This is a genomic window from Pseudomonas sp. AU12215 (assembly GCF_001675465.2).
GTDB lineage: Bacteria > Pseudomonadota > Gammaproteobacteria > Pseudomonadales > Pseudomonadaceae > Pseudomonas > Pseudomonas nitroreducens.
This window is the reverse complement of the sequence record NZ_MACM02000127.1, coordinates 13510-27407: the sequence shown is the minus strand read 5'-3', so window position 1 is coordinate 27407 and position 13898 is coordinate 13510. Positions and strand designations below refer to the sequence as shown.

Here is a 13898-nt window from a genome sequence, read left to right as displayed (position 1 = left end):
GGACATTAACCCGCCCACTTCGGACATTTAATGTGCCCCGCGACACCCGAATCAGACGTCCAGGTTGGACACCGCCAGGGCGTTGCTCTCGATGAAGTCGCGGCGCGGCTCCACGGCATCGCCCATCAGGGTGTTGAACAGCTGGTCGGCGGCGATGGCATCCTCGATGGTCACCTTCAGCATGCGGCGCACGTTCGGGTCCATGGTGGTTTCCCACAGCTGGTCCGGGTTCATCTCGCCCAGTCCTTTGTATCGCTGGATGCTGTGACGCTTGGTGCCTTCGGTCATCAGCCACTCCAGGGCTTCCTTGAAGCTGCTGACGGCCTTCTTGCGCTCGCCCTTCTGCACATAGGCGCCTTCTTCCAACAGACTGTTCAGCTTGGCGCCCAGCTCGGTCACCGAGCGGTAGTCATTGCTGGCGAAGAAGTCGCGATTGAAGGTGACGTAGCTCGACAGGCCATGGGCAACCATCTCGACTTCCGGCAGCCACAGGTGACGCTCGCGGTCTTCCCGCAGGCTGACCTTGTACACCAGACCGGATTTCTCCGCGGCCTTCAGGCGAGCCTGGTACTGGTCCAGCCAGCCCTGCATGGCAGCCTGGTCGCCCAGTTGGTCGACATCGATGCGCGGCAGGTAGACGAAGTGCTCGGTCAGGTCCTGCGGATAAAGACGGGACAGGCGGGACAGCGTACGCATGACCGTGCGGTACTCGTTGACCAGCTTCTCCAGCGCTTCGCCGGACAGGCCCGGGGCACTTTCGTTGACATGCACGCTGGCCTCTTCGAGGGCCGACTGGGTCATGTACTCTTCCATGGCCACGTCGTCCTTGATGTACTGCTCCTGCTTGCCGCGCTTGACCTTGTACAGCGGTGGCTGGGCGATATAGATGTAGCCGCGCTCGACCAGCTCCGGCAGCTGACGGAAGAAGAAGGTCAGCAGCAGGGTACGGATGTGCGAACCGTCGACGTCAGCATCGGTCATGATGATGATGTTGTGGTAACGCAGCTTGTCGATGTTGTACTCCTCGCGACCGATACCGCAGCCCAGAGCGGTGATCAGCGTGCCGACCTCCTGGGAGGAGAGCATCTTGTCGAAGCGAGCCTTCTCGACGTTGAGGATCTTGCCCTTGAGCGGCAGGATCGCCTGGGTCTTGCGGTTACGGCCCTGCTTGGCAGAACCGCCCGCGGAGTCACCCTCCACGATGTACAGTTCGGAGAGGGCGGGGTCCTTCTCCTGGCAGTCGGCGAGTTTTCCCGGCAGGCCGGCGATGTCCAGCGCGCCCTTGCGGCGGGTCATCTCACGAGCCTTGCGCGCGGCCTCACGGGCGCGGGCGGCGTCGATCATCTTGCCGACCACGGCCTTGGCTTCGTTCGGGTTCTCCAGCAGGAAGTCGGCGAAGTACTTGCCCATCTCCTGTTCCACGGCGGTCTTCACCTCCGAGGAAACCAGCTTGTCCTTGGTCTGCGAGCTGAACTTCGGATCCGGCACCTTCACCGAAATGATCGCGGTCAGACCTTCACGGGCGTCATCACCGGTGGTGGCGATCTTGAACTTCTTCGCCAGGCCTTCCTGCTCGATGTAGTTGTTCAGGTGGCGGGTAAGGGCGGAGCGGAAGCCTGCCAGGTGGGTACCGCCGTCACGCTGCGGAATGTTGTTGGTGAAGCAGAGGATGTTCTCGTTGAAGCTGTCGTTCCACTGCAGGGCGACTTCCACGCCAACGCCGTCTTCTTCGCGCTGGCAGTTGAAGTGGAAGACCTGGTTCACCGCGGTCTTGTTGGTGTTCAGGTACTCGACGAAGGCACGCAGGCCACCCTCGTACTTGAACAGCTCTTCCTTGCCGGCACGCTCATCGCGCAGGACGATGCCCACGCCGGAGTTCAGGAAGGACAGTTCGCGGATCCGCTTGGCCAGGATGTCCCAGCTGAAGTGGATGTTGTGGAAGGTTTCTGGAGAGGGCTTGAAGTGAACCTCAGTGCCCGAACCTTCGGTGTCGCCCACCGGGCGCAGCGGGAATTGCGGAACGCCGTGGTGATAAACCTGTTCCCAGACCTTGCCCTCACGGCGGATGGTCAGGCGCAGCTCGTGGGAGAGGGCGTTCACCACCGATACACCTACGCCGTGCAGGCCGCCGGAGACCTTGTAGCTGTTGTCGTCAAACTTACCGCCAGCGTGAAGGACGGTCATGATGACCTCTGCCGCGGAGACCCCTTCTTCCTTGTGGATATCCACCGGAATGCCGCGGCCGTTGTCGCGCACGGTGATGGATTCATCGGTGTGAATGGTGATGCTGATCTCGCTGCAGTAGCCCGCCAGCGCTTCGTCGATCGAGTTGTCCACGACCTCGAAGACCATGTGGTGCAGGCCAGTGCCGTCGTCGGTATCACCGATGTACATGCCCGGACGCTTACGTACGGCGTCCAGTCCCTTCAGTACCTTGATACTGGAAGAGTCGTAGGTGTTCTCGCTCATTCTTCACTCCCGATGGTAGTGTCCTGAGAGACGCGCCCATGTTCCACGTGGAACATCGACACCGGCGTTTCCATTCGCCAGCCGTCTTTCAATAAGTGCGGGTCGACGCAGGTGATGAATACCTGGCAACCCAGATCTTCGAGAAGCCGGCACAAAGACAACCGATGCTTCTCATCCAATTCGGAGGGGAGGTCATCCACCAGGTAGACGCATTGCCCGCGTTTCGCCTGGTTGATCAAATGCCCCTGGGCGATCCGCAACGCGCAGACCACCAATTTCTGTTGACCGCGGGACAGGATCTCCGCGGCATTGTGTCCTCCCAGGCGAATTCGCAGATCCGCCCGTTGAGGCCCCGCCTGGGTGTGGCCCATCTGCTGATCACGCAGCAGGCTGGACGACAGCACCTCACTCAATTCGCGTTCCTTGTCCCAGCCCCGGTAATAGCTGAGCGTCAGGTCGTCGAGCTGGATGAGCTCGGCCAGAGTACGCTCGAACTGGGGTTTCAAGGCCTGGATATAGGACCGCCGATACGCATCGATTTCGTCGCTCGCCGAGCATAATTCCCGGTCCCACGCAGCTTGCGAAGCACCGTCCAGTCTACCATGCCGGAGCCACGAGTTCCGCTGCCGCAGGGCCTTCTGCAGTCTTTGCCAGGCGGCCATGAAGCGTTGTTCCACGTGGAACACACCCCAGTCGAGAAACTGCCGGCGAATCTTCGGCGCACCTTCCAGCAAACGGAAACTGTCCGGATTGATCAGCTGCAGCGGCAAGGTCTCGGCGAGCTGGGCGGCACTGCGTGCATTCTGCCCATCGATACGAATCTGGAACTCGCCCTGGCGATCCCGTGAAACACCCAGGCTGCTATCGAAGCCATTCCCCAGACGTACCTGTCCGAACACCGTGCAGGCCGGTTCTTCGTATTGGATGACAGGTTGCAGACGCATGCTGCGGAACGAACGCGCGAGGCCGAGCAGATGGATGGCTTCCAGCACGCTGGTCTTGCCGCTGCCATTTTCGCCGTAGAGGATGTTGATGCGGGGGGAGGGGGAGAAGGTCACCGGGTGCAGGTTGCGCACCGCGGTGACCGAAAGGCGGGTAAGGGACATCGATACGCGTCAGAGGCGCATCGGCATGACGACGTAGGCAGAATCGTCGTTGTCCGCTTCCTGCAGCAGCGCACTGCTGTTGGAGTCAGAGAGAATCATGCGTACCTGCTCGGTACCCATCACACCCAGGACGTCCAGCAGGTAGCTGACGTTGAAGCCGATTTCCAGACTGCCACCGTTGTAGTCGACCTGCACTTCTTCTTCCGCCTCTTCCTGCTCCGGGTTGTTCGCCTGGATCTTCAGGAGGCCATTGGAAAGCTGCAAACGGATACCGCGGTACTTCTCGTTGGAAAGAATCGCAGTACGGCTGAAGGCTTCGCGCAACACCTGGCGATCACCGATCACCAGCTTGTCACCGCCTTTGGGCAGCACACGCTCGTAGTCGGGGAACTTGCCGTCCACCAGCTTGGAGGTGAAGGTGAACTCGCCGGTGGTCGCACGGATGTGATGTTGGCCAAGAACGATGGAGACTTCGCCGTCCTGTTCAGTGAGCAGACGAGCCAGCTCCAGGATGCCTTTACGCGGCACGATCACCTGATGGCGATCCTGTGCTTCCGGCACGCCATTGCTCAGCGAGCACATGGCCAGGCGGTGACCGTCGGTAGCCACGGCGCGCAAGGTACCGCCACCGACCTCCAGCAGCATGCCATTGAGGTAGTAGCGAACATCCTGCTGCGCCATGGCGAAGCTGGTGCGATCGATCAGGCGACGCAGCTTGCTCTGCACCAGGCTAAAGGTCAGCGAGCCGGGGCCTTCTTCCACAGTGGGGAAGTCATTGGCGGGCAGGGTGGAGAGGGTGAAGCGGCTGCGGCCGGCTTTCACCAGGAGCTTCTGCTCGTCGACACGGATATCGATCACGGCATCGCTGGGAAGGCTCTTGCAGATGTCCATCAGCTTGCGTGCCGGCACGGTGATTTCGCCCGGCTCAGCGGCATCTTCCAGCGTGACACGGCCAACCAGTTCGACTTCGAGGTCGGTACCGGTGAGCGACAGTTGCTGACCTTCGACGACCAGCAGGACGTTGGAAAGAACCGGCAGCGTCTGGCGGCGCTCGACGACGCCAGCGACCAGCTGCAGGGGTTTCAACAGAGCTTCGCGTTGAATAGTGAAATGCATGGTCTAGTCCCTTGCCTCGTGAGGCTGCGTCAGGTGGTCAGAGTACGCAGCAGGTTCTTGTAGTCCTCGCGGATATCCGCGTCGGATTCCTTGAGTTGAGCGATCTTACGACAGGCGTGCAGCACCGTGGTGTGATCCCGACCGCCGAAGGCCACGCCGATTTCCGGCAGGCTGTGGTTGGTCAGTTCCTTGGAAAGTGCCATGGCTACCTGGCGTGGACGCGCCACCGAGCGCGAACGGCGCTTGGACAGCAGGTCGGCGATCTTGATCTTGTAGTACTCGGCGACGGTGCGCTGGATGTTGTCGATGCTGACCAGCTTGTCCTGCAAGGCCAGCAGATCCTTCAGCGACTCGCGGATCAGCTCGATGGTGATCGGCCGGCCCATGAAGTGGGAGTGCGCGATCACACGTTTGAGCGCGCCTTCCAGCTCCCGCACGTTGGAGCGAATGCGCTGGGCGATGAAGAATGCAGCGTCATGCGGCAACTCGACCTTGGCCTGCTCGGCCTTCTTCATCAGGATCGCCACACGGGTTTCCAGTTCCGGCGGCTCCACGGCCACCGTCAGGCCCCAGCCGAAGCGGGACTTCAGGCGCTCTTCCAGGCCTTCGATTTCCTTCGGGTAACGGTCACTGGTCAGGATGACCTGCTGGCCGCCTTCGAGGAGGGCGTTGAAGGTGTGGAAAAACTCTTCCTGGGAACGCTCTTTGCGGGCGAAGAACTGGATATCGTCGATCAGCAGAGCATCTACCGACCGGTAGAAACGCTTGAACTCGTTGATGGCATTCAGCTGCAGCGCTTTCACCATGTCCGCGACGAAGCGCTCCGAATGCAGGTAGACGACCTTGGCATTGGGGTTCTTCTTCAGCAGGTGGTTACCCACAGCGTGCATCAAGTGGGTTTTACCCAGGCCGACGCCCCCATAAAGGAAGAGCGGGTTGTAGCCGTGCTTGAGGTTGTCCGCCACCTGCCAGGCTGCCGCGCGGGCCAACTGGTTGGATTTACCCTCGACGAAGTTCTCGAAGGTGAAGGTGCGGTTGAGGTAGCTGGTGTGCTTGAGCGCACCTTCTACCTGCACGTTGCGCTCGCTACGCACGGTAGCAGCGGGCATCGCCGCCGCCAGCGGATCGATCCCCGGGCTCGACTCGTCCAGATCGGCAATGGTCTGCACCGGCGCAGCCTGGATTGACTGGGGCTCGGAAACGGACACCGCAACGGGCGCCGGAGCAGCAGAGGACGCCGGGGCAACCGCCGGCTGCGCTACAGGCTGCACGTTGACCTGGGGCGTCGGCACCAGGGCAGGCCTTGGCGTGCGGCTACGGCGACTGCCGATCAGCAGCGAAATCGCCGGGATCTGGCCATTGCCACGCTCGCCCAGCAGCTCCAGCAGGCGGCCCATGTACTTCTCATTGACCCAGTCGAGTACGAAGCGGTTGGGTGCGTAGACGCGCAACTCTTCCCCCTCGGCCTCGACCTGCAAAGGTCGAATCCAGGTGTTGAATTGCTGGGACGGCAGCTCGTCGCGCAGAAGCTCCACGCACTGCTGCCAAAGTTCCACGGACACGGATATCCCCCAAAAGAAGTCGCAAAGCGAAACAGACCGCCATTGTATCCGCGCCAGACCAACTTATCCACAGTTAAGCGTGCCAGGACACAAGCAAAATCAAGGTGTTAATGATTTTACCGGTGGTCGGGTAATGGCGCCTTGAACCTTGTGGATAACAGCTTGATGGGGCAGGGGACGACGCAGGGGATCAATCTGTGGAAAAAACTTCTGTGGAAAAAACCGCATTCCATACCCAGCTTTCCAACCGGCCCCACACAACCCGCGCACGACTTCCCGACAGGGTTATCATTGGCTGTACCCCGCGCACCCTGTTCCCTTGGAGGAGTTATGCACAGGCAGATACCTGCATAAACATAATCATCGATTCAATCTTTAAAGAAAGAGATTTCCTTCCTTTCTATAGATTTTGTTTCCGATGCTGGTTGGAAATTGACCTGACCGCATGATTTCACTAGAATCGCCGGTCTCTTTAAACGGGGTCACTGCGACCTCATGTCGTCAAACCCAGGTACCGAATCATGAAACGTACTTTCCAACCCAGCACCCTCAAGCGCGCTCGCGTTCACGGCTTCCGCGCTCGCATGGCAACCAAGAACGGTCGTCAGGTTCTGTCGCGTCGTCGCGCCAAGGGCCGCAAGCGTCTGACCGTCTGATTTGTCCGACACAGGTGGTGAGTCAAGATTTCAGCCGGGAAAAACGTCTTCTGACAGCCCGGCAATTCACAGCAGTCTTCGACTCCCCCACCTCCAAGGTTCCCGGCAAGCACATTCTGCTGCTGGCGCGCGAAAACGGTCTCGATCATCCCCGCCTCGGCCTGGTGATCGGCAAAAAGAACGTCAAGCTCGCCGTCGAGCGTAACCGCCTTAAACGCCTTCTCCGCGATTCCTTCCGCCTCAACCAGCAGAAGCTGGCTGGTCTGGATATCGTGGTGATCGCGCGCAAAGGTCTTGGCGATCTGGAGAATCCGGAGCTGCACCAGCAGTTCGGCAAACTCTGGAAGCGCCTGTTGCGCAATCGGCCAAGTCCGGAACCCGCGACAGAATCTCCGGGAGTGGCCGACAGTTCCCATGCGTAGACTGGCGCTGTTACTGATCCAGTTTTACCGCTACGCCATCAGTCCCATGATGGGCAGGCACTGTCGTTTCTACCCCAGCTGTTCCTGCTACGCGCAGGAGGCCATTGAAATCCATGGCTTCCTGCGTGGTGGCTGGCTGGCCGCTCGTCGCCTAGGCCGCTGCCATCCCTGGCACCCCGGTGGCTACGACCCGGTACCGCCAGATCCTTCCAAGCCCGCCCCTTCCTCGACGGCCGAGTAACCATGGACATCAAACGTTCAATCCTATTCGTCGCCCTGGCAATCGTGTCCTACGCGCTGGTTCTCCAGTGGAACAAGGACTACGGCCAGCCCGAACTGCCGGCGCAGACCGCGACCTTCAATCAGACTGAAGGCCTGCCGGACACTTCCGTGCCTGCCGGCAACGCGGCCAACGCTGACGTACCCACCACGCAGAACGCCCAGGCCAGCCTGCCTAACGAGCAGAAGCCGGCAGCAGCCAGCGAACAGCTGATCCGCGTGAAGACTGATGTCCTGGACCTGACCATCGACCCGCGCGGCGGCGACGTGATCAAGCTTGGTCTGACCCAGTACCCGCTGCGCCAGGACCGCCCGGATGTGCCGTTCCCGCTGTTCGAGCGTGACAACCAGCGTACCTACCTGGCCCAGAGCGGCCTGACCGGTGCCAATGGTCCGGACGCCGCTGCCAGCGGGCGCCCGCTCTACGCTTCGGCTAAACCTGTCTACGAACTGGCGGACGGCCAGGACCAGATGGTCGTCGACCTGACTTATGCACAGGACGGCGTCAGCTACATCAAGCGCTTCACCTTCCACCGCGGCCTGAAAAGCGACTGCACCGAGAAAGAAAAGGCGCAGAAGAAACTCGAGTGCATCAACCCCAATGCCTATCAGGTCGGCGTGAGCTACCTGATCGACAACCAGAGCGACAAACCGTGGAGCGCCTCGCTGTTCGCCCAGCTCAAGCGTGACGCCAGCGTCGACCCGTCCTCTACCACCGCGACCGGTGTGTCGACCTACCTCGGCGCCGCGGTCTGGACCCCTGAAAAGCCCTACGTAAAAGTGTCCATGAAGGACATGGACAAGGAGCAGTTCAAGGAAACCGTCCAGGGAGGCTGGGTAGCCTGGCTGCAGCACTACTTCGTCACCGCCTGGGTTCCCGCCAAGGGCGATACCCACAGCGTGATGACCCGCAAGGACGCTCAGGGCAACTACATCGTCGGCTACACCGGCCCCAACCTGACGGTTGCGCCGGGTGCCAAGGGCGAAACCAGCATGACCCTGTACGCCGGCCCCAAACTGCAGGCGTACCTGAAGGAACTGTCCCCGGGCCTGGAACTGACCGTCGACTACGGTCCGCTGTGGTTCATCGCCCAGCCGATCTTCTGGCTGCTGCAACATATCCACAACCTGGTGGGTAACTGGGGCTGGTCGATCATCTTCCTGACCATCGTCATCAAACTGGCCTTCTTCCCGCTGTCCGCCGCCAGCTACCGCTCCATGGCCCGCATGCGCGCCGTGTCGCCGAAACTGGCCGCCCTGAAGGAACAGCACGGCGACGATCGCCAGAAGATGTCCCAGGCGATGATGGAGCTGTACAAAAAAGAGAAGATCAATCCGCTGGGCGGCTGCCTGCCGATCCTGGTGCAGATGCCGGTCTTCCTCTCCCTGTACTGGGTACTGCTTGAAAGCGTCGAGATGCGCCAGGCTCCGTGGCTGGGCTGGATCGTCGACCTGTCGGTGAAGGATCCGTTCTTCATCCTGCCGATCATCATGGGCGCTACCATGCTGGTTCAGCAGATGCTCAACCCGACTCCGCCGGACCCCATGCAGGCCAAGGTCATGAAGCTGATGCCGATCATCTTCACCTTCTTCTTCCTGTGGTTCCCGGCTGGTCTGGTTCTGTACTGGGTTGTGAACAACTGCCTGTCCATCGCGCAGCAGTGGTACATTACCCGTCGGATCGAGGCTTCCGCGAAGAAGGCTTCCGCCTGATATCGCAGCCTGAAACCGATCGACAAGACGCCCCCTCGTGGGGCGTTTTGCTATGTGGATAACGTTGCTTTCCCGCGCGCCACGAACACAACCGCGAGACCGCCGACATGAATACAGCCCGTGAAACCATCGCCGCCGTTGCCACCGCTCAGGGCCGTGGCGGGGTGGGCATTGTCCGCGTCTCCGGTCCCCGTGCCCGCACCATGGCCATTACCCTGAGCGGGCGCGAGCCGCAGCCTCGCCATGCGCACTACGGGCCGTTCCATGCCGATGATGGCGACGTTATCGACGAAGGCCTGCTGCTCTTCTTCCCCGGCCCGAATTCCTTCACCGGCGAGGATGTGCTCGAACTGCAGGGCCACGGCGGCCCGGTGGTGATGGATATGCTGCTGCAACGTTGCCTGGAGCTGGGAGCGCGCCAGGCCCGTCCGGGTGAGTTCAGCGAACGCGCCTTCCTCAACGACAAGCTCGACCTGGCCCAGGCTGAAGCCATCGCCGACCTTATCGAGGCCAGCTCAGCCCAGGCTGCGCGCAATGCCGTGCGTTCACTGCAAGGAGAGTTCTCCCGCCGCGTGCACAGCCTGACCGATCAATTGATCGGCCTGCGCATGTATGTCGAGGCCGCCATCGACTTCCCGGAAGAGGAAATCGACTTCCTCGCCGATGGCCATGTGCTGTCGCAACTGGATGCGGTGCGCGCAGAGCTTGCCTCGGTATTGCGCGAGGCTGGCCAGGGCGCGCTGCTGCGCGATGGCATGACCGTAGTGATCGCCGGGCGTCCCAATGCCGGCAAATCGAGCCTGCTGAACGCCCTGGCCGGCCGCGAAGCCGCCATCGTCACCGATATCGCCGGCACCACCCGCGACGTGTTGCGCGAACATATCCACATCGACGGTATGCCGCTGCACATTGTCGACACCGCCGGTCTGCGCAGCACTGATGATCATGTGGAAAAGATCGGCGTGGAACGCGCGCTGAAGGCAATCAGCGAAGCCGACCGCGTGCTTTTGGTAGTGGACTCCACCGCGCCGGAAGCCAGCGACCCCTTCGCCTTGTGGCCTGAGTTCCTGGACAGCCGACCCGATCCGGCGCACGTGACCCTAATCCGCAACAAGGCGGATTTATCCACAGAGTCAGTCGGGCTGCAGGAGAGCGCTGACGGTCACGTCACCATCGCCTTGTCCGCCCGCTCGGGGAATGGGCTGGACCTGTTGCGCGAGCACCTGAAGGCCTGCATGGGCTTCGAGCAAACAGCAGAGAGCAGCTTCAGCGCCCGCCGCCGGCACCTGGAGGCCTTGCGCCAGGCAGGAGATAGCCTCGAGCATGGCCGCGCACAGCTCACCCTGAGCGGCGCAGGTGAACTGCTGGCCGAGGACCTGCGCCAGGCCCAGCAGGCACTTGGCGAGATTACCGGCGCCTTCACGCCGGACGACCTTTTAGGCCGAATCTTCTCCAGCTTCTGCATCGGCAAGTAATCCACAACCCAGCCTTTCCCCACCGGTGACGGAGCCATTCCGTCACCGCGCATCCTGCCGTCCCCGTTTTCCCTCTGGAACATCTATCCACAGCCATGAATACAGCTGAAGCCTAGTGATGCGTGGCTTTCAGAGAATAAAAGGAGCCTTCCACAGGCATTCGTGAACCCTGTGGAAAAGTACCGTACAGCTTAGTAGACAACCCCTGCACCATCCTGTGGGTAAATCCACCTGTTGATAACATGCTACTTAATCCACAGGCTGAACACGGAAGATCCCCTGCAACCTGACAGCATCGACACAGGGTTGTTATCGGCTGAAACCTTTATGGTTCAAGGCCTGCATCGGCTTATCCACAGAAAACCGCTTCACCATACATAAACACAAGCTCTAAAAAGATTTAAAAAAGTTCCTCTCTTTTATTTTCTATAGCGTCGAACAAAACCGATTGGCTATTTTTTGTTCAGCGCCTTCAATCGAAAGCCCTTAACCCCTATACTGTCCGGCTCTCTTCTTTCTCCTTGATCAACAGGCACGAGGTGCGTGGTGGATTTCCCTTCCCGTTTTGACGTGATCGTGATCGGCGGCGGCCATGCCGGCACAGAGGCCGCATTAGCGGCTGCACGCATGGGCGTGAAGACGCTGCTGCTCACCCACAATGTGGAAACCCTCGGCCAGATGAGCTGCAACCCCGCCATCGGTGGGATCGGCAAGAGCCATCTGGTCAAGGAAATCGATGCCCTGGGCGGCGCCATGGCGCTGGCCACCGATAAAGGCGGCATCCAGTTCCGCGTCCTGAACAGCCGCAAGGGCCCGGCCGTACGCGCTACGCGTGCACAGGCAGACCGCATCCTCTACAAGGCAGCGGTGCGGGAAATCCTCGAGAACCAGCCCAACCTCTGGATATTCCAGCAGTCCTGCGATGACCTGATCGTCGAGCAGGATCAGGTGCGCGGCGTGGTGACCCAGATGGGTCTGAAATTCAATGCGGATAACGTCGTGCTTACCGCCGGCACCTTCCTCGGCGGACTTATCCACATCGGTCTGCAGAATTACTCCGGCGGCCGCGCAGGCGATCCGCCCTCCATCGCCCTGGCCAAGCGCCTTCGCGAGCTGCCGCTGCGTGTCGGTCGCCTGAAGACCGGGACGCCTCCGCGCATCGATGGTCGCAGCGTCGATTTCAGCGTGATGACCGAACAACCGGGCGATACCCCGATTCCCGTGATGTCCTTCCTCGGTTCCAGGGAAATGCATCCGCGCCAGGTCAGTTGCTGGATCACCCACACCAACTCGCGGACCCACGAGATCATCGCGTCCAACCTCGATCGCTCGCCCATGTACTCCGGTGTGATCGAAGGTGTCGGTCCGCGTTACTGCCCGTCGATCGAAGACAAGATCCATCGCTTCGCCGACAAGGACAGCCATCAGGTTTTCCTCGAACCCGAGGGCCTGACCACGCACGAGCTGTATCCGAACGGCATCTCCACGTCGCTGCCCTTCGATGTGCAGCTGGATATCGTCCGGTCGATCCGCGGCATGGAGAACGCGCATATCGTTCGCCCGGGCTACGCCATCGAGTACGACTACTTCGACCCGCGTGACCTCAAGTACAGCCTGGAAACCAAGGTGATCGACGGCCTGTTCTTTGCTGGCCAGATCAATGGCACCACCGGCTACGAAGAAGCCGGCGCCCAGGGCCTGCTCGCCGGCACCAACGCCGCACTGCGTTCGCAAGGCCGCGACAGCTGGTGCCCGCGTCGTGACGAGGCCTACATCGGCGTACTGGTCGACGACCTGATCACTCTCGGCACCCAGGAGCCGTACCGCATGTTCACCTCGCGCGCCGAATACCGGCTGATCCTGCGCGAGGACAATGCCGATCTGCGCCTGACCGAAAAGGGCCGCGAGCTGGGTCTCATCGACGACGAGCGCTGGGCTGTATTCGAAGCCAAGCGCGAAGGTATCGAGCGTGAAGAACAGCGGCTGAAGAGCACCTGGGTTCGCCCCAACACTGCGCAGGGCGATGCCATCGCCGAACGTTTCGGCACTCCGCTGGCTCACGAATACAACCTGCTCAACCTGCTGGCCCGTCCGGAAATCGACTACGCAAGCCTGGCCGAAGTGACCGGCGCTGGCGCAGAAGACCCGCAGGTCGCCGAACAGGTGGAGATCCGCACCAAGTACGCCGGCTATATCGATCGCCAGCAGGAAGAGATCGCTCGCCTGCGTGCCAGCGAGGACACCCGCCTGCCTGTGGATATCGACTACCAGTCCATTTCCGGGCTCTCGAAGGAGATTCAGCTCAAGCTGGGTAATGCCCGACCGGAAACCCTCGGTCAGGCCGGCCGCATCCCGGGCGTGACACCGGCGGCGATTTCCCTGTTGCTGATCCATCTGAAGAAACGCTCGTCCGGTCGTCAGCTGGAGCAGAGCGCCTGATGTCCGTGGTCACTGCCCGCCACGCCGACGAACTCGCGCGTGGCATCCAGACGCTCGGCCTGGATATCGACGCCGCTGCCCAGCAACGACTGCTGGACTACCTGGCCCTGCTGGCCAAGTGGAACAAGGCCTACAACCTCACCGCCGTGCGCGATGTGGATGAAATGGTCTCGCGCCACCTGCTCGACAGTCTGAGCATCGTCGCGCAATTCGAAGCCGCCGGCGGTGAGCGCTGGCTGGATGTCGGCAGCGGTGGAGGCATGCCTGGTATCCCGCTGGCCATACTGTTCCCCGCAAAGTCCCTGACCCTGCTGGACAGCAACGGCAAGAAGACCCGCTTCCTGACCCAGGTGAAGCTGGAGCTCAAGCTCGACAACCTGCAGGTTATCCACAGCCGTGTGGAAGCCTTCCAGCCCGAGCAGCCGTTCGACGGGATCGTCTCGCGGGCTTTCAGCAGCCTCGAAGACTTCACGAACTGGACGCGTCACCTGGGTGACACTCGAACCAACTGGCTGGCCATGAAAGGCGTGCACCCCAGCGACGAGCTCGCGGCACTCCCGGAGGATTTCCGGGTCGAAGCCGAACACGCTCTGGCGGTGCCGGGTTGCCAAGGCCAGCGCCATCTGCTGATACTGCGCCGCACTGCATGACGGGGAGTGGG

Annotated in this window: 11 protein-coding genes; 7 read left to right on the top strand and 4 right to left on the bottom strand. The window is 61.1% G+C overall.

The window, feature by feature from the left end:
• Window positions 1-51: 51 nt before the first annotated feature.
• Genes gyrB through dnaA form a run of 4 tightly spaced genes read right to left on the bottom strand, consistent with a single transcriptional unit; the run spans window position 52 to window position 6253 of the window.
• A complete protein-coding gene (gene gyrB / locus A9513_RS16665; protein WP_024765012.1) occupies window positions 52-2469 on the bottom strand; it encodes a DNA topoisomerase (ATP-hydrolyzing) subunit B in 2418 nt (805 codons plus the stop codon).
• The gene (gene recF / locus A9513_RS16660; protein ID WP_024765011.1) at window positions 2466-3575 is read right to left on the bottom strand and encodes a DNA replication/repair protein RecF; all 1110 of its coding nucleotides are present in this window, start codon (window positions 3573-3575) and stop codon (window positions 2466-2468) included. Before recF ends, gyrB begins: the two co-directional genes overlap by 4 nt.
• Before the next feature lie 9 nt (window positions 3576-3584).
• Window positions 3585-4691: a DNA polymerase III subunit beta gene (dnaN, locus tag A9513_RS16655; protein ID WP_024765010.1), complete on the bottom strand. Its 1107-nt coding sequence runs from the start codon at window positions 4689-4691 to the stop codon at window positions 3585-3587.
• Between the two features lie 29 nt (window positions 4692-4720).
• Window positions 4721-6253: a chromosomal replication initiator protein DnaA gene (gene dnaA / locus A9513_RS16650; protein WP_038803450.1), complete on the bottom strand. Its 1533-nt coding sequence runs from the start codon at window positions 6251-6253 to the stop codon at window positions 4721-4723.
• A gap of 521 nt (window positions 6254-6774) precedes the next feature.
• On the opposite strand from dnaA, the gene rpmH reads away from it, so the two are divergent.
• From rpmH to rsmG, 7 genes are all read left to right on the top strand, one after another.
• Complete coding sequence (rpmH, locus tag A9513_RS35040; RefSeq protein WP_003100258.1) at window positions 6775-6909, top strand: 50S ribosomal protein L34; 135 nt, start codon at window positions 6775-6777, stop codon at window positions 6907-6909.
• A gap of 14 nt (window positions 6910-6923) precedes the next feature.
• Window positions 6924-7331: a ribonuclease P protein component gene (gene rnpA, locus A9513_RS35035; RefSeq protein WP_081754025.1), complete on the top strand. Its 408-nt coding sequence runs from the start codon at window positions 6924-6926 to the stop codon at window positions 7329-7331.
• Window positions 7324-7572 (top strand): membrane protein insertion efficiency factor YidD, encoded by a 249-nt coding sequence (gene yidD / locus A9513_RS16640; protein ID WP_037007231.1) that lies wholly within the window; start codon window positions 7324-7326, stop codon window positions 7570-7572. Before rnpA ends, yidD begins: the two co-directional genes overlap by 8 nt.
• A gap of 2 nt (window positions 7573-7574) precedes the next feature.
• Window positions 7575-9323 (top strand): membrane protein insertase YidC, encoded by a 1749-nt coding sequence (gene yidC, locus A9513_RS16635; protein WP_024765009.1) that lies wholly within the window; start codon window positions 7575-7577, stop codon window positions 9321-9323.
• A gap of 107 nt (window positions 9324-9430) precedes the next feature.
• The gene (gene mnmE / locus A9513_RS16630) at window positions 9431-10798 is read left to right on the top strand and encodes a tRNA uridine-5-carboxymethylaminomethyl(34) synthesis GTPase MnmE (protein WP_065085107.1); all 1368 of its coding nucleotides are present in this window, start codon (window positions 9431-9433) and stop codon (window positions 10796-10798) included.
• 546 nt (window positions 10799-11344) lie between these two features.
• Window positions 11345-13237, top strand: a complete 1893-nt coding sequence (gene mnmG, locus A9513_RS16625) for a tRNA uridine-5-carboxymethylaminomethyl(34) synthesis enzyme MnmG (RefSeq protein WP_065085106.1) — start codon at window positions 11345-11347, stop codon at window positions 13235-13237.
• Complete coding sequence (gene rsmG / locus A9513_RS16620; RefSeq protein WP_037010314.1) at window positions 13237-13887, top strand: 16S rRNA (guanine(527)-N(7))-methyltransferase RsmG; 651 nt, start codon at window positions 13237-13239, stop codon at window positions 13885-13887. Before mnmG ends, rsmG begins: the two co-directional genes overlap by 1 nt.
• The last annotated feature ends 11 nt before the right edge of the window (window positions 13888-13898 follow it).